Raw genomic sequence first — 18,204 nt, 5'->3', positions numbered from 1 at the left:
CCCGCTTGACGGCTAGCGCCGTCGGAGACCCTTGCAATGCCTGACCAAGATGTACGTTTGCAACACCTGAAAGTTTGGCTCGATGAGCAGTTGGCAACCCTTTTTGCTGAACAGGGATGGGGTTGCGTACCCCCGGCCACGTTGACCGCGGCCAGCAGTGACGCGAGCTTTCGGCGGTATTTTCGCTGGGAGGGCGGTGATAGAAGTTTCATTGTGATGGACGCACCTCCGCCGCAGGAAAACTGCAAGCCGTTCGTGGATATCGCTTTTCTGTTGGCAAAATCCGGAATAAATGTGCCGAAAATTTATGCCGAAGACCTCGAACGCGGGTTTCTTTTGCTAAATGACCTGGGCAACAAGACCTATCTGGACGTGATCGACAGCGAAAATGCGGACAATTTGTTCGCAGATGCCATTCAAGCACTGCTGGCTTTTCAGCAGTTGCCGATGGTTGCGCCACTGCCGAGCTATGACGTGGCCTTGTTGCGCCGCGAACTGGAACTGTTCCCCGAGTGGTATGTAAAGCGGGAACTGGGGGTCGAATTCGATTCCGCACAACAAGCCCTTTGGCAGCAGGTCAGCGACTTGTTGATTGACAGCGCCCTGGCCCAGCCGAAAGTCCTGGTGCACCGCGATTACATGCCGCGCAACCTGATGCTCAGCGAGCCGAATCCCGGTGTGCTGGATTTTCAGGATGCCGTGTATGGCCCGGTGACCTATGACGTAACCTGCCTGTTCAAGGATGCCTTCCTCAGTTGGCCCGAAGAGCGAGTGCGTGGCTGGCTTGAGGATTACTGGCAGCAAGCGGGCGCTATGGATATTCCCGTTCAACCCGACCTGGAGGACTTCCTGCGCGCGAGTGACCTTATGGGGGTTCAGCGTCACCTGAAAGTCATCGGTATCTTCGCCCGTATCTGCCATCGCGACGGCAAGCCACGCTACTTGGCCGATGTACCGCGCTTCTTCGGTTACATAGAAGCTGTGGTCGCCCGGCGTCCTGAGCTGGCAGGTTTGGCTGAGTTGCTGGGTAGTCTGCGAGCTGGAGCCAACTCATGAAAGCAATGATTCTGGCCGCGGGAAAAGGCGAGCGTATGCGCCCGCTGACGCTCACGACGCCAAAGCCCCTGGTGCGAGCAGGCGGAGTGCCACTAATCGAGTATCACTTGCGTGCGCTGGCAGCGGCCGGCTTTACCGAAATCGTCATCAATCATGCGTGGCTAGGCCATCAGATTGAAGACTATCTGGGCGATGGCTCACGGTATGGCGTCAGCATTCAATATTCTGCGGAAGGTGAGCCTCTGGAGACGGGCGGCGGTATTTTTCGGGCATTGCCGTTGCTGGGTGACGAAGCTTTCCTGGTGGTCAACGGCGACATCTGGACCGATTACGACTTCAGTGTGCTGCACCCCCCCATCACCGGGTTGGCGCACCTGGTGTTGGCCGATAACCCGGCGCACCACCCGACAGGGGATTTCAGCCTGATCGGCGGCCAGGTACACGACGGACAATCGGACGCCGCGACGCTGACCTACAGCGGGATCGCCGTACTGCATCCGCAATTGTTCGACGGTTGCTCGCCAGGCGCTTTCAAGCTCGCGCCGCTGTTGCGAAAAGCCATGGCGCAGGGACAAGTCAGCGGTGAGCAATTGAAAGGACACTGGGTTGATGTCGGCACGCACGAACGTCTGGCCGAAGCGGAAGCATTGATAGAAGCGAACCGCTGACATGTTGTGGCCAGGGACTCTGATTGGAGCCGGAGCGGGTTTTGCCATAGCCAGCATCCCGGGGGCCATGCTCGGTGCATTGTTGGGGCAGGCGCTGGATCGGCGCTTGCAACTGCAGAGCTGGGGGCATTTGCGGGAAAAACTGGGCGGCCGTTCGGTGTTGCGCAACGATGAGCTGCTATTTGTGTTGCTAGGGCGGCTGGCCAAATGCGACGGGCGGGTATCGGCAGGTCATATCGAGCAGGCGCGAGCGGAAATGCGCTCGCTGGAAATGTCCGAGTCGGCCCAGCGCCGGGCGATTGCCGCGTTCAATCGTGGCAAGTCGGGCAGTGACCGGTTGCGCGGTTACCTGCGTCGCTTGAGCGCTCAGCCCCATGCCGCGGAAGGGGTGTTGCGGGCGTGCTGGCGGATGGTGTGGGCCGACGGTCGCGCCGGCAGCAGTGAGCGCGAGTTGATCAGCCGATGGGGCAAGTGGCTGGGGTGGTCATCGCATCAGGTGCAGGCGCTGGCCCACGACTATGAGCCGCAGAGGCAGCCATTGGCCAGCGGTGCGCCAACCTATCAGGATGCTTTACGGCTATTGGGCGTGTCGGCCACCAGCGAACCGGCACAGATCAAACGCGCGTACCGGCGCCTGCTCAGTCGCCATCACCCGGACAAGATCGCCGGCAGCGGGGCGACGGCATCGCAGGTTCGTGAAGCGACCGAGCGCACGCGTGATCTGCACAGTGCCTATACCTTGATTCGTGAACGGCGGGATTTTCGGTAGTCAGGAAGGATTGCGTTGTTTGTGGGGCCATTTCGCTAGCAGGCTTTCTGCCCACATTAGATCTCCAGTACTGGAAGATTTCCTGTAGGAGCGAGCTTGCTCGCGATGAGGCCACCTCGACTTGTCAGTCTGTCGCAGGTTTAGGATTCAACCAGCCCCGCACCCGACGGAACAGCTGCTCCTGCTCTGCCTTGTTGTCAGGCAGCGCCTTGAGCGATACCTGGCTGAATGCCGACGATTTTACCCGCTTGCTGGCCTGCAGTCGGGCGAGCGCCGCATTGCGATCCAGCGGCTTGTCCATGTAGAAAATGTCCGCGGTCGGCAGCTTCAGATTCGGTGTCAGTTCGTCCAGTCCGGGTTTTGCTTGAACAGGTGTTTGTGCGGCGACCATGACGAAGCGCTCGACTTGCGAGGGCTGCTTCTCGCTTAAATAGCGCGCCGCCCAGTAGGCGCCGGTGCCATGGCCCAGCAGCACGATGCGGCGAGCGCTTTGCTGTTCAGCGAAGGCAAGCGCCGCATCGATACGGGCGAAGATTCGCTCGGCATCTTCATTGCTCTGTTCCTCGCTGGTGGCGGCGATGACTTTGTCAGGCACGTCCGCTTCACCGCCAGCCGCCTGCTCGATGGGGGCAGCCGTGGTGGAGTCTTTGCTGGCACTTTCCGGTGTCTTGGGGGCGGGTGGCGCTTGCGCGATTCGTGGGGCGATGGCATCGCTTTGCAGGTCCGGCAAGGTGATACTCAGGCTGCTCCAATCGGCATCCGGCAGTTTGCGCCGCAACGGGCCGATTGCTTGCGGCCAGTCAACGGTTTCACCGGCGCCGGGGATGATAATCACCTCACCTTTGGGCTCGGCGGTATTGGCGGGTTTCCAAAGGGTCAGAAATGTGTCCGTACCCGCTTGCAGTGGTTGCTGCTCCTGAGCTGGAATTTTTCGTTCAAGGGCTGTCGCTTCTTCCTGACTACGCTCAGGCAATGGTTGGCGTTCGAGCGGTTTTTCTTCGGCAGGTTTTTCCGTAGCGGCAGGCATCGGGTCGCTAGCCTGGACAGAAAAAGCGCTAGGCAGGATCAGCGACAGGCACAATGCTGGCAGTGCCAGGCGGTAGACAGGGGGCATCGGATATTCCAGGCCAGAAGTGATTCCGGCAGCCTAATGGGTTGGTCAGTATTTGTCAGTGTGTGAGAGTTCGATGATGCGTTTTCGCTGCCTGTGGGTTATCGGCTGTTTGTGGTTTCCCTTGATGGGCTGGGCGGCCCCCGCGCCCCCGGAGCACATTGCGCAGCTGTCACCGAACCAGCGACAGTGGCTGGCGCAGCAGAGTGAACTGCGGGTCGGACTGGTGTTGCAGGTGCCCTATGCGCAATACGATCGCCGCTTGCAGCGCCTGTCGGGGGTCAATGTCGAGTTGATGAAGTGGCTGGCCAAGGCTCTGAATGTCGAGCTGAGCTGGCGCAATTTTCCTGACCTTGAGCAGCTGGAAGCCGCCGCGCGCGAAGGCGAAATCGATATCGCTCCCGGGTTGACCCAGACTCCGGGAGGACTGCGACTGTGGCAGTTTTCCGATCCGTACATGCGCGTGCCGCAATTGGTGGTCAGCGACCAGAAAAGCACCGGTACGGTGGAACTGGAAAAACTCGACAGCCAGACCCGTGTGGCCGTGCGCATGCCCAGCGCCACCGCCGACTATCTGCGCAGCAATTATCCTCATTTGAACCTGCAAGGCGTGCCGGTCGAGCGTCAGGCACTGCAACTGCTGGCAAGTCAGCAAGCCGGTTATGCGGTGGTGGATGAGGCGCAATTGGGGCGATTGTCCGTTGAGCCGGAGTTCTCCGGGCTGGTCGTGGTCGGTGATATTGGTCTGCCGCAATTGTTGCGGGTGGCCACGCGGCGCGACAAGCCGGAGCTTGCCGGTATCGTCGAAAGCGCGTTGCGGGCCATTCCGGCCAAGGACCTTGAGCAACTGCACAATCAATGGCTGCAACCCAAATATCCGCGGCTGACTGAATCGCCGGGGTTCTGGCAAAACCTTTGTCTGCTGCTGGCCGTACTTACGCTGAGCTGCATGGCCATCGTGTTCTGGCAACGCCGCCAGCAGCACAGCCTGGAACTACGCCTGTCGGCCGCGCGGGAAGACATTGCCTTGCGTGCCGCCAGCGAAGAGGCGTTACGACTCACACAGTTCTCCATTGATCAAAGCACCGTCGGTATCCTGTGGGTCAATTGGGACAGCCACGTGCGCTATGCCAATCGTGCGGCGGAAAACATGCTTGGTTATCCATCGGGCGCAATCATCGATCGGCCATTGATCGACTTCGAGCCTGGACTGCACATGGATCGCTGGTTGAACCTGTGGAAACGCGCCCGGGCCAGCGATGAAGGGCCGCAAAGTTTCGAAACCCACTGCGTGCGCGCCGATGGCAGCATCTTGCCGACCGATGTCTCATTGAGTTTTCTGCGTTTTCGCCAGAGCGAGTATCTGGTGGTTTATCTCAACGACGTCACCGAGCGTCGCCGTGCCCTGGCGGCGCTGCAGGAAAGCGAAGCACGGCTGCAAGGCATCGCGGCGAACGTTCCGGGACTGGTCTTTCGCCTGGAGCGGGCGCCGGTGACCGGTCAGATCGATTTCGCCTACATCAGTGAAGGCAGCGAGAGTCTGGTGGGTTACTCCCCGGCAACCCTTGCTCATCGCGACAAAGGCTTGCGCAGTCTGGTGCATCCGGACGACAAGGCCAGTTATCACCGGACCCAGGATCATGCGCTGGATACCGACAGCGACTGGTCCTGGCAAGGTCGCATCCTCACGCGTCAGGGCGAGCAGCGCTGGGCAGAAATCAAGGCCATCACCCGTCAGCTCGAAGACGGCGCCTATGTCTGGGACGGGATTGTCTGGGACATCAGCGAGAGCAAGCGTATCGAGCTGGAATTGGCCGGTTCGCGGGCGCAATTGCGCGAGTTGTCGGCGCACCTGGAAAGCGTGCGGGAAGAGGAAAAGGCGCGTATTGCCCGGGAAGTTCACGACGAATTGGGTCAGATGTTGACCGTGCTCAAGTTGGAAACCTCCATGTGCGAACTGGCCTACGCCCAGCTCGACCCCGGTCTGAACGAGCGCTTGACCAGCATGAAGCGCCTGATCGCGCAGTTGTTCCAATTGGTCCGGGATGTGGCGACAGCGTTGCGCCCGCCGATTCTCGATGCGGGCATCGCCTCGGCCGTTGAATGGCAGGCCCGACGATTCGAAGCGCGTACGCAGATTCCGTGTCTGGTGCAGGTGCCTGACAATTTGCCAGTGCTCAGCGATGCCAAGGCGATTGGCCTGTTCCGGATCCTCCAGGAAGCGCTGACCAATGTGATGCGTCACGCCCAGGCGCATACTGTTGAACTGTCGCTTGCGTTGGAAGGCGACGAGTTGTGTCTGACGGTCAGCGATGATGGCGTAGGATTTGTCGCCGAGCTTGGCAGGTCGACGTCCTTTGGGATTGTCGGGATGCGTGAGCGGGTGTTGATCATGGGTGGGGAATTGTTCCTTGAGAGTGAACCGGGTGAGGGCACGACTCTGAGTGTGCGTGTGCCGCTGGATGCAGCCTGATGTTTTTTTGTTGTCTGCTCTGACGCCATCGCGAGCAGGCTCGCTCCTACAGGGGAGCGCGGCTAACTGTAGGCGCGGGCTTGCTCGCGAATAGACCTTGAATCTGGAGAAAAACGTGATCCGAGTACTGGTAGCCGAAGACCACACCATCGTCCGCGAAGGCATCAAGCAGTTGATCGGCCTGGCCAAGGATTTGCTGGTGGTGGGGGAGGCGAGCAATGGCGAGCAGTTGCTCGAGACCTTGCGCCATGTGCCCTGCGAAGTGGTGCTGTTGGACATTTCCATGCCCGGGGTTAACGGTTTGGAAGCAATCCCGCGGATTCGTGCACTGAGCAATCCTCCGGCGATCCTGGTGTTGTCGATGCACGACGAGGCGCAGATGGCCGCCCGGGCATTGAAGGTCGGGGCGGCGGGTTACGCGACCAAGGACAGCGATCCGTCGCTGTTGCTGACGGCGATTCGCAAGGTGGCAGCGGGCGGGCGTTACATTGACCCGGATCTGGCGGATCGCATGGTCTTCGAGGTGGGCTTGACCGACTCGCGTCCATTGCACTCGCTGCTCTCGGAACGTGAATTCTCGGTGTTCGAGCGCCTGGCCCAGGGCGCCAACGTCAACGACATCGCCCAGCAACTGGCGCTCAGCAGCAAAACCATCAGCACCCACAAGGCCCGGCTGATGCAAAAGCTCAACATCACGTCGCTGGCGGAACTGGTGAAGTACGCGATGGAACACAAACTCCTCTGAGTGCACTGAATCTCCTGTGGGAGCCGGCTTGCTGGCGATGGTGTCATTGAAATCGCTATCGCCAGCAAGCCGGCTCCTGCAGGGTTCGTGGTGGCATATCCATTTGCGACACCTCAAAACATTGCTTTTGCCTGTGCTTGCGGCTTGTAACTGCAAGCTTGCCGCTGCCTCTATCAAAACGCGCCATCCTTGTAGGGCAATCCCTACCCTCAACCTTCCATCCGGCTGAGGCCAATCTCTCTTGCGCCCCGATTTGCGTGGTCCCCAGCGTCCACTAGGCTTAACCCCACAGCAGTCATCAACAACAAAGGTGTGGGTATGAGCCAGGTCGATTCAAGCGCAGGGGCCAATGATGTTCTGGTCAGCTTTCGTGGAGTGCAGAAGAGCTACGATGGCGAGAACCTGATCGTCAAGGACCTCAACCTGGACATTCGCAAAGGCGAATTCCTCACCCTGCTCGGGCCGTCCGGCTCCGGCAAGACAACCAGTCTGATGATGCTCGCCGGTTTCGAAACCCCGACCGCCGGTGAAATTCTCCTGGCCGGGCGCTCGATCAATAACGTGCCGCCGCACAAGCGTGACATCGGCATGGTGTTCCAGAACTACGCGTTGTTCCCGCACATGACGGTGGCTGAGAACCTCGCGTTCCCGCTGACCGTGCGCGGCATGAACAAGAGCGACGTCAGTGCCCGGGTCAAGCGTGTGTTGAGCATGGTCCAGCTCGATGCTTTCGCCCAGCGTTACCCGGCGCAGCTTTCCGGCGGACAGCAACAGCGTGTGGCGTTGGCTCGCGCATTGGTGTTCGAACCGCAATTGGTGTTGATGGACGAACCCCTCGGCGCACTCGACAAGCAATTGCGCGAACACATGCAGATGGAGATCAAGCACCTGCACCAGCGCCTCGGCGTAACGGTGGTCTACGTGACCCACGATCAGGGCGAAGCCTTGACCATGTCCGACCGCGTGGCGGTGTTTCATCAGGGCGAAATCCAGCAGATCGCGCCACCGCGCACCTTGTACGAAGAGCCGAAAAACACCTTCGTTGCCAACTTCATCGGCGAGAACAACCGTCTCAACGGGCGCCTGCACAGCCAGACCGGCGACCGTTGCATTGTTGAGCTCGGGCGCGGTGAAAAGGTCGAAGCGCTGGCGGTAAACGTCGGCAAGACTGGTGAGCCGGTGACCCTGTCGATTCGTCCGGAGCGCGTCAGTCTCAATGGCTCCAGCGATCAATGCGTCAACCGCTTCTCCGGGCGAGTCGAGGAATTCATCTATCTGGGCGACCACGTCCGGGTTCGCATGGAAGTCTGCGGCAAGACCGACTTCTTCGTTAAACAACCGATTGCCGAGCTCGATCCGGCGCTCGCGGTCGGCGACGTGGTACCGCTTGGCTGGCAGGTCGAACACGTTCGCGCGCTCGATCCACTTTTAGAGGCGCATTGATCGCCCCGGCAATACCAACACCAACCCTGCACGTGGAGAGAACAATAAATGTTGAGATCCCTGAAATTCACCGCTTTGGCACTGGGCATGATGGGCGCGGCCAGCGCAATGGCCGCCGGCCCTGACCTGACCGTGGTGTCCTTTGGCGGGGCGAACAAGGCCGCGCAGGTCAAAGCCTTCTACGCACCATGGGAAGCGGCAGGCAACGGAAAAATCGTGGCCGGCGAGTACAACGGTGAAATGGCCAAGGTCAAAGCCATGGTCGACACCAAGAGCGTGTCCTGGGACCTGGTGGAAGTCGAGTCGCCGGAATTGTCCCGTGGTTGCGACGAAGACATGTTCGAGCAACTGGACCCGGCGCTGTTCGGCAAGACCGAAGACTACGTCAAGGGGGCAATCCAGCCTTGCGGCGTGGGATTCTTCGTGTGGTCGACCGTGCTGGCCTACAACGCCGACAAGCTGAAAACTGCACCCACCAGTTGGGCGGATTTCTGGGACACCAAGCAATTCCCGGGCAAGCGTGGCCTGCGTAAAGGCGCCAAGTACACCCTGGAATTCGCCCTGATGGCCGACGGCGTTGCGCCCAAAGACGTCTACAAAGTGCTGGCAAGTAAAGATGGCCAGGACCGCGCGTTCAAGAAACTCGATGAACTCAAGCCAAGCATTCAGTGGTGGGAAGCCGGCGCACAGCCGCCGCAATACCTCGCTTCCGGTGATGTGGTCATGAGTTCGGCGTACAACGGCCGCATCGCTGCCGTGCAGAAAGAAAGCAACCTGAAAGTGGTGTGGAACGGCGGTATCTACGACTTCGACGCATGGGCCATTCCCAAAGGTTTGGATGCCAAGCGCGCCGAAGCGGCGAAGAAATTCATCGCCTTCTCGGTACAGCCGCAGCAGCAGAAGACCTACTCGGAAAACATCGCTTACGGCCCGGCGAATATCCAGGCCGTACCGTTGCTGGCCAAGGATGTCCTGAAAGACATGCCGACCACCCCGGAAAACATCGCCAACCAGGTGCAGATCGACGTCAGCTTCTGGGCTGACAACGGCGAGCAACTGGAACAGCGCTTCAATTCCTGGGCGGCGAAGTAAGCAGCGATTGAACCTGTAGGAGCTGGCTTGCCAGCGATCCGGGCGACACGGTGTATCAGCCAGACCCCGTTATCGTTCATCGCTGGCAAGCCAGGCTCCTACAGGTGATGAGTTGTTATCAAGAACAGAGGTGGCCTTGTCCTCAAGAAGCGCCACCTCTGTAACGATCAAAGATTTCCGGAGTACGCCATGGCTATCGCCGTTCCCGTGAACGCGGGCACTGACCCCACCTTGAAGCAACGGCTCAAGCACGCCGAGCGGGTCAACCGCTGGAAGGCCCAGGCGCTGATCGCGCCGCTGGTGCTGTTTTTGTTGCTGGTGTTCCTGGTGCCGATCGTGGCGCTGCTCTACAAAAGCGTGGGCAACCCGGAAGTGGTAGGCGGCATGCCGCGCACCGTGACCGCCATCGCCAGTTGGGACGGTCGCGGCCTGCCCGCTGAACCGGTTTACAAAGCGGCCGCCGAAGACCTCGCCGAAGCCCGCAAGAATCAAACCCTGGGCGATTTGTCCAAACGCCTGAACATGGAGCTGGCCGGCTACCGCAGCCTGCTGACCAAAACCGCTCGTGCCTTGCCGCTCGCTACTGAACCGGCTTCTTATAAAGAAGCGCTGGAAGGCCTCGACGAACGTTGGGGCGATCCGGCCTATTGGCAAGCGGTACGCCGCAACACCAGCAGCATCACCCCGTATTACCTGCTGGCAGCTGTCGATCACCGTATCGACGACCTCGGCGAAATCGCTCCGGCGACCCCGGACCAGGCGATCTACCTCGACATCTTCGCCCGGACCTTCTGGATGGGCCTGGTCATTACCGTGATCTGCCTGGTGCTGGCGTATCCACTGGCTTACCTGCTGGCCAACCTGCCGTCGCGGCAGAGCAATTTGCTGATGATTCTGGTGTTGTTGCCGTTCTGGACGTCAATTCTGGTGCGCGTCGCAGCGTGGATCGTGTTGCTGCAATCGGGTGGCCTGATCAATAGCGGCCTGATGGCCATGGGCATCATCGATAAGCCGATCGAGCTGGTGTTCAACCGTGTCGGCGTCTACATCTCGATGGTGCATATCCTGCTGCCATTCATGATCCTGCCGATCTATAGCGTGATGAAAGGCATCTCGCCGACCTACATGCGCGCCGCGATTTCCCTCGGCTGCCATCCGTTCGCCAGTTTCTGGCGGGTGTACTTCCCGCAGACCTATGCCGGTGTCGGCGCTGGTTGCCTGTTGGTGTTCATCCTCGCCATCGGCTACTACATCACCCCGGCGCTGCTGGGCAGTCCGAACGACCAGATGGTCAGCTACTTCGTCGCTTTCTACACCAACACCAGCATCAACTGGGGCATGGCGACCGCACTCGGTGGGCTGCTGCTGCTGGCGACGGTCGTGCTTTATCTGATTTACAGCTGGCTGGTTGGCGCGAGCCGCCTGCGCTTGAGCTAAGGGGAGAACGAAATGCTGAGTCCTTATATGTCGCCCATTGAACGGGTGTGGTTCTACAGCTTGCGGATTCTCTGCGGCTTGATCCTGTTGTTCCTGATCCTGCCGGTGCTGGTGATCATTCCACTGTCGTTCAACTCCGGCAGTTTCCTGGTGTATCCGCTGCAAGGGTTCTCGTTGCAGTGGTACCACGATTTCTTCGCCTCGGCGGAATGGATGCGCGCTCTGAAGAACAGCATCATCGTGGCCCCGGCAGCAACGGTGCTGGCAATGATCTTCGGTACGCTGGCGGCCATTGGCCTGACCCGGGGAGACTTCCCCGGCAAAGCGCTGGTGATGGCATTGGTGATTTCACCGATGGTGGTGCCGGTGGTGATTATCGGTGTGGCCAGTTACTTGTTCTTCGCGCCGCTGGGGCTGGGCAACAGCTTCTTTTCGCTGATCGTGGTGCATGCGGTGCTGGGTGTGCCGTTTGTGATCATCACGGTATCGGCGACATTGCAGGGTTTTAACCAAAATCTGGTGCGTGCCGCTGCGAGCCTCGGTGCTTCGCCGCTGGTCGCGTTCCGTCGCGTGACGTTGCCGTTGATCGCGCCGGGTGTGATTTCCGGTGCACTGTTCGCCTTCGCGACCTCGTTCGACGAAGTGGTGGTGACACTGTTCCTCGCCGGACCGGAACAAGCGACCTTGCCACGGCAGATGTTCAGCGGTATCCGCGAAAACCTCAGCCCGACCATCGCCGCCGCCGCAACATTGCTCATCGCCTTTTCGGTGGTGCTGTTGCTGACCCTGGAATGGCTACGCGGCCGTAGCGAAAAACTGCGTACCGCTCAGGTTTGATACCGCTTCTTGTAGGAGCCGGCTTGCTGGCGAATGGTGCAACGCGGTGTGCCTGATACACCGCTTTCGCCGGCAAGCCGGCTCCTACAGGGTCGTGTCAGGCGTGGGTCATTCACCACCTGAATGGCAGACAACCCGCAATCCCAAGCTACTATTGTGCCCAGCTCCCCTACCTATAAGAGGCTGCGCACATGAGTCTTTCCTCTTTCAAAATCGCTCACAAACTGATCACCGGCGCAGGGGCTATCGAGCAACTCGCTGCCGAGCTGACGCGTCTGGATATCGACAACCCACTGATCGTCACCGACGCCACGCTGGTCAAATCCGGCACGGTAGAGCTCGCTCTGGCGCAGCTCGGGGGGCGGGCGTACGAAATTTTTGATCGCGTGTTGCCGGATCCGGAAATCGCCATCGTCGAAGACTGCATGCAGGTCTATCGCGATGGCGGGCATGACGGTTTGATCGGGCTGGGCGGCGGCAGTGCCATCGACATCGCCAAGAGTGTGGCAGCTTACGCCGGTTATCACGGTGCGCTGGAAGATCTGTTCGGCGTCGACCAGGTGCCGCGCAAAGGCCCGCCGCTGATCGCCATTCCGACCACTGCCGGCACCGGCTCGGAAGTGACCAATGTGGCGATTCTTTCCGACAAGGTCGCGCAGCTGAAGAAGGGCATCGTCAGCGATTATTTGCTGCCCGATGTGGCGCTGGTCAGCCCGCAGATGACCCTGACGTGCCCGCGCAGCGTCACCGCCGCCAGTGGTGTCGATGCGCTGGTGCATGCCATCGAATCCTACCTGTCGGTCAACGCTTCGCCGATTACCGACGCGCTGGCCATCGGTGCAATCAAGCTGATCGCCAAGGCATTGCCCAAGGCCTACGCCAATCCATCGAACCTGCAAGCCCGGGAAGACATGGCCACCGCAAGCCTGATGGCGGGCATGGCATTCGGTAATGCCGGGGTCGGCGCGGTGCATGCGCTGGCGTATCCGCTGGGCGGGCGTTTCAATATTGCCCACGGCGTCAGCAACGCCTTGCTACTGCCCTATGTCATGACCTGGAACAAGATGGCGTGTGTTGAGCGCATGCAGGATATCGCTGAGGCCATGGGTGTACAGACCGCTCACCTGAGTGCCAATGAGGCGGCGGACAAAGCCGTTGTAGCCATGACTGAATTGTGTGCGGCAGTGGAAATTCCACAGGGGTTGCGCAGTTTCGGCGTTCCCGAAGACGCCATCCCGGCCATGGCCGTGGAGGCGGCCGGGATCGAGCGCCTGATGCGCAACAATCCGCGCAAACTGAATGCCGTCGATATCGAAAAGATTTATCGCGCGGCGTACTAGGGCCTTCTCTGATCATGGATGATGGCTAAGCCCAATCATCGCGCTTACGGTGCGCGCGCCAAAGTATGAGGTATACAATGCGCGCCATCGTGATTCTGCTCAGAAAAGGTGCGTCATGCAGCCCTTCGTAATTGCTCCGTCGATTCTCTCCGCCGACTTCGCCCGCCTGGGCGAAGAAGTGGACAACGTCCTGGCCGCTGGCGCCGATTTCGTGCACTTCGATGTCATGGACAATCACTATGTGCCCAACCTGACCATCGGCCCGATGGTGTGTGCGGCGCTGCGCAAGTACGGCGTGACCGCGCCGATTGACGCGCATCTGATGGTCAGCCCGGTGGACCGCATCGTTGGCGACTTCATCGAAGCCGGCGCGACCTACATCACCTTCCACCCGGAAGCCACCCAGCACGTCGACCGCTCTTTGCAATTGATCCGCGAGGGCGGTTGCAAGTCGGGCCTGGTGTTCAACCCGGCGACTCCGCTGGATGTGCTCAAGTACGTGATGGACAAGGTCGACATGATCCTGTTGATGAGCGTCAACCCGGGCTTTGGTGGGCAGAAATTCATCCCAGGCACGCTCGACAAGCTGCGTGAAGCGCGGGCATTGATCGATGCCTCGGGTCGTGACATCCGCCTGGAAATCGACGGCGGCGTGAACGTGAACAACATTCGTGAAATCGCCGCGGCCGGGGCTGACACCTTCGTCGCCGGGTCGGCCATTTTCAATGCGCCGAACTATCAGGAAGTCATCGACAAAATGCGCTCCGAACTGGCACTGGCTCGCCCATGAGTGGTTTTGAGCAGCTTTTCGCGGGGCGTCTGCCACGGCTGGTGATGTTCGATCTGGACGGTACGCTGATCGATTCGGTCCCGGACCTGGCGGCGGCTGTGGATAAGATGCTGCTCAAACTGGGTCGCGAGCCCGCAGGCCTGGAAGCCGTGCGCGAATGGGTCGGTAATGGCGCGCCGGTGCTGGTGCGTCGTGCACTGGCCGGTGGCATCGATCATTCGGCGGTCGATAACAGCGAGGCCGAGCGGGCGCTGGAATATTTCATGCAGGCCTATGGCGAGAGCCATGAGCTGACCGTGGTCTATCCCGGCGTACGCGATACCCTCAGATGGTTGAAAAAGCAGGGTGTCGAAATGGCGCTGATCACCAACAAGCCGGAGCGATTCGTTGCGCCGCTGCTGGATCAGATGAAAATCGGCCGGTATTTCCGCTGGATCATCGGCGGTGACACCCTGCCACAGAAAAAACCGGACCCGGCCGCACTTTTTTTCGTGATGAAAATGGCCAACATTCCGGCCTCGCAATCCTTGTTCGTCGGCGATTCGCGCAGCGATGTGCTGGCGGCGAAAGCGGCGGGAGTCAAGTGCGTGGCCCTGAGCTACGGCTATAACCACGGACGTCCGATTGCCGAAGAGTCGCCGGCCTTGGTGATCGACGATCTGCGCATGCTAATTCCCGGTTGCCTGGATCCGGCCGCTGAGATAACGTTGGCCGACGCTGTCAAACCCCCTTCTGGAAACGCCATCGTGGTGGTCACTCGCAAACTCTGGATGAAAGTCATCAAGGCCCTGGCCCGCTGGCGTTGGCGCGCCTGACTTTATCCTGGCCGGTCCCCCGGCGCGTTTGCACACCTGACTGTTCGACCCTCAAGCCACGAGGCACCTCATGATCCGCGAAGAATTCCTGCGTTTGGCCGCTGCCGGCTACAACCGCATCCCGCTTGCCTGCGAAACCCTGGCCGACTTCGACACCCCGTTGTCGATCTACCTGAAACTGGCCGATGAGCCCAATTCCTACCTGCTGGAGTCCGTACAGGGCGGTGAGAAGTGGGGCCGTTACTCGATCATCGGCCTGCCGTGCCGTACCGTACTGCGAGTCCACGATCATCACGTCAGCGTGACCGTTGATGGCATCGAGACTGAAAGCCACGATGTTGAAGACCCACTGGCTTTCGTCGAGACCTTCAAGGCTCGCTACAACGTGCCGACCATCGCCGGTCTGCCACGCTTCAACGGTGGCCTGGTGGGTTACTTCGGTTATGACTGCGTGCGTTATGTGGAGAAACGTCTGGGCAAGTGCCCGAACCCGGATCCGCTCGGTGTGCCGGACATTCTGCTGATGGTGTCGGATGCCGTGGTGGTGTTCGATAACCTGGCCGGCAAGATGCACGCCATCGTCCTGGCCGATCCGGCCCAGGATGACGCCTTCGAACAAGGTCGCGCGCGCCTCGAAGAGCTGCTGGAAAAGCTCCGACAGCCGATCACCCCGCGCCGTGGCCTGGATTTCAGCCAGCAACAGTCCGCCGATCCAGTCTTCCGTTCGAGCTTCACCCAGAACGATTACGAAAAAGCCGTCGACACCATCAAGGAATACATCCTGGCCGGTGACTGCATGCAGGTCGTGCCTTCCCAGCGTATGTCGATCGACTTCAAGGCAGCGCCGATCGATCTGTATCGCGCACTGCGCTGCTTCAATCCGACGCCTTACATGTACTTCTTCAACTTCGGCGACTTCCATGTCGTTGGCAGTTCGCCGGAAGTGCTGGTGCGGGTCGAAGACAACCTGATCACCGTGCGCCCGATTGCCGGCACCCGACCACGGGGCGCCAACGAAGAGGCTGACCTGGCGCTGGAAAAAGACCTGCTGTCGGACGACAAGGAAATCGCCGAACACTTGATGCTGATCGACCTCGGTCGCAACGACACCGGTCGCGTATCGGAAATCGGCTCGGTGAAACTGACCGAGAAGATGGTCATCGAGCGTTATTCCAACGTCATGCACATCGTGTCCAATGTTACCGGCCAACTGAAGAGCGGGCTGACGGCGATGGATGCACTGCGGGCGATTCTGCCGGCGGGCACCTTGTCTGGCGCACCGAAGATCCGCGCGATGGAAATCATCGACGAACTGGAGCCGGTCAAGCGCGGCGTGTATGGCGGTGCGGTCGGTTACTTCGCCTGGAACGGCAACATGGACACCGCCATTGCGATCCGCACGGCGGTGATCAAGGATGGCGAGCTGCACGTGCAGGCCGGTGGCGGCATCGTCGCCGACTCGGTGCCGGCGCTGGAATGGGAAGAAACCCTGAACAAGCGCCGTGCCATGTTCCGTGCCGTGGCCTTGGCCGAGCAAACCCCAAACACCTGAGTTCATGCGGTAAAGGAGCTTCTGTGGCGAAGGGGCTTGCCCCCGTAGCGAGTGCTCAGCAAAAAGATCGCAGGCTGCGCCAGCTCCTACAGCACATCCCCAGGTGCATGTAGGAGCTGGTGCAGCCTGCGATCTTTTGATTTTCAAACGCGGATCAGAAATCCAGCGCGACCCCAACCGTCAGCCCTTGCTGGGTAAAGTCATCATCCTTGCGGAACGTGTACCCGCCACGCAGCGCCAGATCGGCCGTCAACTTGTGGCTGACGCCCAGGCTCACGCGATTCAAGTTGCTTTGCGGCGCGTATCCATCAAGCTCGAAATCCAGGGATGGCAGACTGTTGAGGGCGATGTTTACATTCTGCACGTCATCCTCGTATTCATGCTCGTAGGCATACTCGCCGAACACTTGGGTCTGTGAAGTGATCTGGTATTTCCCCTGCAGTCCTGCACCGAGGCGTTTTGAGTCGCGCTTCTGGTCGTCAAACGTCAGCGCCGTAGAACGTGCGGCGTTTTCCGAGTAGCCGTCGACTTCGACCTTCGCGTAATCCGCGCTGATGAACGGTGACAGGTGCCAGTCACTGCCCGGCCGCGCAATGTCGTAGCCGACACGTGTGCTGAACGCCCAGAGATAGCCATCGGTATCACCTTTCTCCGCACCTTGCGCCGCACCCAGATCGAATTTGCGCTTGAGGTTGTCGTAATCCAGTTTGCCCCCGGTCAACGCAGCGTCCGCCCACCAGCGATCTTGCTGGAACTGACCGAAGGCGGTGGCCAGGTAGCTGTTGAGTTTGTAATCCGAGTCGTTATTGCCTGCCTCCAGATCTTGACGGTAGAAGCCTGCCGCTACACCCACACGCCAGGCTTCGTTAAGCCGATAGCTGCCGCCGATGTTGAGGTTGTAACCACTGCCATCGGCGCTGGCGCCGCTGCTTTGGCTGTCGACATCGAGGTGCTGTCCACCCCCGGCGACAATCGCACGCCATTGACCGACGGCTTGCCAATTACCCCAATCCGATTGCCATTGGCTACGCAGTTCATCCTGATGCGCCCGCAACGTTGCGTGAGCCATCTCCGGCAACAGCGTCAGTTCCCAAGGCGCCGCCAGTAAGGAATAGGCGTAATCGGAAATCAGCTTTTGCCCGGTCTCAGTCGGGTGAACACCGTCGTTGTAGATCAGCTTGCTCGGATCCGGGGTCGCGCTGTTGATGCCAAAGGTCGCGTTTTCGGTGCAGCCATTTCCGCTGAAGCAAGTCGCAGTCAGGTTCTGCCCGGTGGCCAGTCCGAATCGCGCCGGATCGGCGAAGGTTTCCTGCAATAGCAGTGGAATATTCAGTGGAATGATTTGCGCATCGATCCCCGCCAGTCGAGTGACCAATTGCCGATTGAAGGCCGCGCTCAGTTGTGAGGTCGGTGTCTGCAAAGGGGTCCCATTGATGGCTGGAGTCAAACCCAGGTCCGGTAGCAGCCAAACCATGATGTACTGGGCGCCGGCGGTTTGCAGTAGCTGAACGCTGTTTGCCAGCCGGTCCGCCGCGGCATTCGCCTGGGCGCCACTTTGTACGCGGCCCTGCAGGAAATCATTACCGCCGCCGGAAAGGTAGTACAGCGCGTTGGGATCGGCGCGAAAGCTGTTGGTCGGCAGATAGCCGGCGCGGGCACGTTCGCCCGTCGCGGATACGGTGGTGATCGAGTCAAGGATCTGGTCGGTACGGTAGCCACCTACAGCCCAGTTGTTACCATCCGGCAAACCTTGGGCGGCCCGTGCGGCCGAGGTCGAAGCGGAGGTCTGGTCCGCTGAAAATCCAAGATTCCCGCCCAGCAGTTGGGTCGAGTTGGCGGAATAGACTTCGCCGCTACCGTCCCGATAAGTCGGTCCGGTACGGTTGGTGAAGCGCAGGGTCGAACCGGGAGGGCCGCCCCTGTCGGTAAACTGTCCCGCATCGTTGAGGCTGTCGCCAAAGACGATGAAGTTCGAGTAAGGGGTGGGCGCCGCAATCGCCTGGGCGCAGGCCATCGCGAGCACGCAACCGGCGAGCGGTGCAGCCAATCTCTGCTTGATCATGAGCAAGTCCGTTT

General features: G+C 60.0%; 15 protein-coding genes. 13 read left to right on the top strand and 2 right to left on the bottom strand.

The window, feature by feature from the left end; genetic code table 11:
• Nucleotides 1–36 precede the first annotated feature (36 nt).
• The 3 genes from QMK58_RS27075 to QMK58_RS27065 are packed head-to-tail and all read left to right on the top strand — an operon-like array spanning nt 37 to nt 2,493.
• On the top strand, nt 37–1,056 hold the full coding sequence (locus QMK58_RS27075; protein WP_320395639.1) for an aminoglycoside phosphotransferase family protein: 1,020 nt from the start codon (nt 37–39) through the stop codon (nt 1,054–1,056).
• Nucleotides 1,053–1,724, top strand: a complete 672-nt coding sequence (murU, locus tag QMK58_RS27070; RefSeq protein WP_053162921.1) for an N-acetylmuramate alpha-1-phosphate uridylyltransferase MurU — start codon at nt 1,053–1,055, stop codon at nt 1,722–1,724. Before QMK58_RS27075 ends, murU begins: the two co-directional genes overlap by 4 nt.
• 1 nt (nt 1,725) lies before the next feature.
• Nucleotides 1,726–2,493, top strand: a complete 768-nt coding sequence (locus tag QMK58_RS27065) for a TerB family tellurite resistance protein (RefSeq protein ID WP_053162919.1) — start codon at nt 1,726–1,728, stop codon at nt 2,491–2,493.
• 124 nt (nt 2,494–2,617) lie between these two features.
• Here the strand turns inward: QMK58_RS27065 and QMK58_RS27060 are convergent, their stop codons facing one another.
• Complete coding sequence (locus tag QMK58_RS27060) at nt 2,618–3,607, bottom strand: alpha/beta hydrolase family protein (protein WP_053162917.1); 990 nt, start codon at nt 3,605–3,607, stop codon at nt 2,618–2,620.
• A gap of 73 nt (nt 3,608–3,680) precedes the next feature.
• Between QMK58_RS27060 and QMK58_RS27055 the strand changes: the two genes are divergently transcribed.
• The 10 genes from QMK58_RS27055 (at nt 3,681) to trpE (ending at nt 16,128) form a co-directional block, all read left to right on the top strand.
• Nucleotides 3,681–6,077 carry a PAS domain S-box protein gene (locus QMK58_RS27055; RefSeq protein ID WP_053162915.1) on the top strand — a complete coding sequence of 799 codons (2,397 nt, stop codon included), beginning with the start codon at nt 3,681–3,683 and terminating at the stop codon, nt 6,075–6,077.
• A 115-nt stretch (nt 6,078–6,192) separates the two neighbouring features.
• Entirely contained in the window at nt 6,193–6,822 is a 630-nt protein-coding gene (locus QMK58_RS27050) for a response regulator transcription factor (RefSeq protein WP_053162913.1), read from the top strand.
• 318 nt (nt 6,823–7,140) lie between these two features.
• A complete protein-coding gene (locus QMK58_RS27045) occupies nt 7,141–8,265 on the top strand; it encodes an ABC transporter ATP-binding protein (protein ID WP_053162911.1) in 1,125 nt (374 codons plus the stop codon).
• Nucleotides 8,266–8,313: 48 nt separating this feature from the next.
• Complete coding sequence (locus QMK58_RS27040) at nt 8,314–9,357, top strand: ABC transporter substrate-binding protein (RefSeq protein WP_053162909.1); 1,044 nt, start codon at nt 8,314–8,316, stop codon at nt 9,355–9,357.
• A gap of 189 nt (nt 9,358–9,546) precedes the next feature.
• A complete protein-coding gene (locus tag QMK58_RS27035; protein WP_053162906.1) occupies nt 9,547–10,794 on the top strand; it encodes an ABC transporter permease in 1,248 nt (415 codons plus the stop codon).
• A 12-nt stretch (nt 10,795–10,806) separates the two neighbouring features.
• On the top strand, nt 10,807–11,631 hold the full coding sequence (locus QMK58_RS27030) for an ABC transporter permease (protein ID WP_053162904.1): 825 nt from the start codon (nt 10,807–10,809) through the stop codon (nt 11,629–11,631).
• A 191-nt stretch (nt 11,632–11,822) separates the two neighbouring features.
• Nucleotides 11,823–12,971 (top strand): iron-containing alcohol dehydrogenase, encoded by a 1,149-nt coding sequence (locus tag QMK58_RS27025; RefSeq protein WP_053162902.1) that lies wholly within the window; start codon nt 11,823–11,825, stop codon nt 12,969–12,971.
• Between the two features lie 115 nt (nt 12,972–13,086).
• A complete protein-coding gene (gene rpe / locus QMK58_RS27020; protein WP_053162900.1) occupies nt 13,087–13,761 on the top strand; it encodes a ribulose-phosphate 3-epimerase in 675 nt (224 codons plus the stop codon).
• A complete protein-coding gene (locus QMK58_RS27015) occupies nt 13,758–14,576 on the top strand; it encodes a phosphoglycolate phosphatase (RefSeq protein WP_053162898.1) in 819 nt (272 codons plus the stop codon). The genes rpe and QMK58_RS27015 overlap by 4 nt, the downstream gene beginning before the upstream one ends.
• Before the next feature lie 70 nt (nt 14,577–14,646).
• A complete protein-coding gene (gene trpE, locus QMK58_RS27010) occupies nt 14,647–16,128 on the top strand; it encodes an anthranilate synthase component I (RefSeq protein WP_053162896.1) in 1,482 nt (493 codons plus the stop codon).
• Nucleotides 16,129–16,282: 154 nt separating this feature from the next.
• On the opposite strand, the gene estP is transcribed toward trpE, so the two are convergent.
• Nucleotides 16,283–18,190 (bottom strand): esterase EstP, encoded by a 1,908-nt coding sequence (estP, locus tag QMK58_RS27005; RefSeq protein WP_053162894.1) that lies wholly within the window; start codon nt 18,188–18,190, stop codon nt 16,283–16,285.
• Nucleotides 18,191–18,204 lie beyond the last annotated feature (14 nt).

It is taken from the genome of Pseudomonas sp. P8_241 (assembly GCF_034008315.1).
Lineage (GTDB): Bacteria > Pseudomonadota > Gammaproteobacteria > Pseudomonadales > Pseudomonadaceae > Aquipseudomonas.
Note: the sequence above shows the minus strand (reverse complement) of the source record. Positions and strands in the feature narration are given on the sequence as shown.

Excerpts from the sequence above, each read along its gene's own strand:
- QMK58_RS27025 (WP_053162902.1), top strand. The coding sequence starts at position 11,823 with ATGAGTCTTTCCTCTTTCAAAATCGCTCACAAACTGATCACCGGCGCA.
- QMK58_RS27075 (WP_320395639.1), top strand. The coding sequence starts at position 37 with ATGCCTGACCAAGATGTACGTTTGCAACACCTGAAAGTTTGGCTCGAT.
- QMK58_RS27040 (WP_053162909.1), top strand. The coding sequence starts at position 8,314 with ATGTTGAGATCCCTGAAATTCACCGCTTTGGCACTGGGCATGATGGGC.
- estP (WP_053162894.1), bottom strand. The coding sequence starts at position 18,190 with ATGATCAAGCAGAGATTGGCTGCACCGCTCGCCGGTTGCGTGCTCGCG.
- QMK58_RS27055 (WP_053162915.1), top strand. The coding sequence starts at position 3,681 with ATGATGCGTTTTCGCTGCCTGTGGGTTATCGGCTGTTTGTGGTTTCCC.
- QMK58_RS27015 (WP_053162898.1), top strand. The coding sequence starts at position 13,758 with ATGAGTGGTTTTGAGCAGCTTTTCGCGGGGCGTCTGCCACGGCTGGTG.
- QMK58_RS27045 (WP_053162911.1), top strand. The coding sequence starts at position 7,141 with ATGAGCCAGGTCGATTCAAGCGCAGGGGCCAATGATGTTCTGGTCAGC.
- QMK58_RS27030 (WP_053162904.1), top strand. The coding sequence starts at position 10,807 with ATGCTGAGTCCTTATATGTCGCCCATTGAACGGGTGTGGTTCTACAGC.
- murU (WP_053162921.1), top strand. The coding sequence starts at position 1,053 with ATGAAAGCAATGATTCTGGCCGCGGGAAAAGGCGAGCGTATGCGCCCG.
- QMK58_RS27035 (WP_053162906.1), top strand. The coding sequence starts at position 9,547 with ATGGCTATCGCCGTTCCCGTGAACGCGGGCACTGACCCCACCTTGAAG.
- trpE (WP_053162896.1), top strand. The coding sequence starts at position 14,647 with ATGATCCGCGAAGAATTCCTGCGTTTGGCCGCTGCCGGCTACAACCGC.
- QMK58_RS27065 (WP_053162919.1), top strand. The coding sequence starts at position 1,726 with ATGTTGTGGCCAGGGACTCTGATTGGAGCCGGAGCGGGTTTTGCCATA.
- rpe (WP_053162900.1), top strand. The coding sequence starts at position 13,087 with ATGCAGCCCTTCGTAATTGCTCCGTCGATTCTCTCCGCCGACTTCGCC.
- QMK58_RS27060 (WP_053162917.1), bottom strand. The coding sequence starts at position 3,607 with ATGCCCCCTGTCTACCGCCTGGCACTGCCAGCATTGTGCCTGTCGCTG.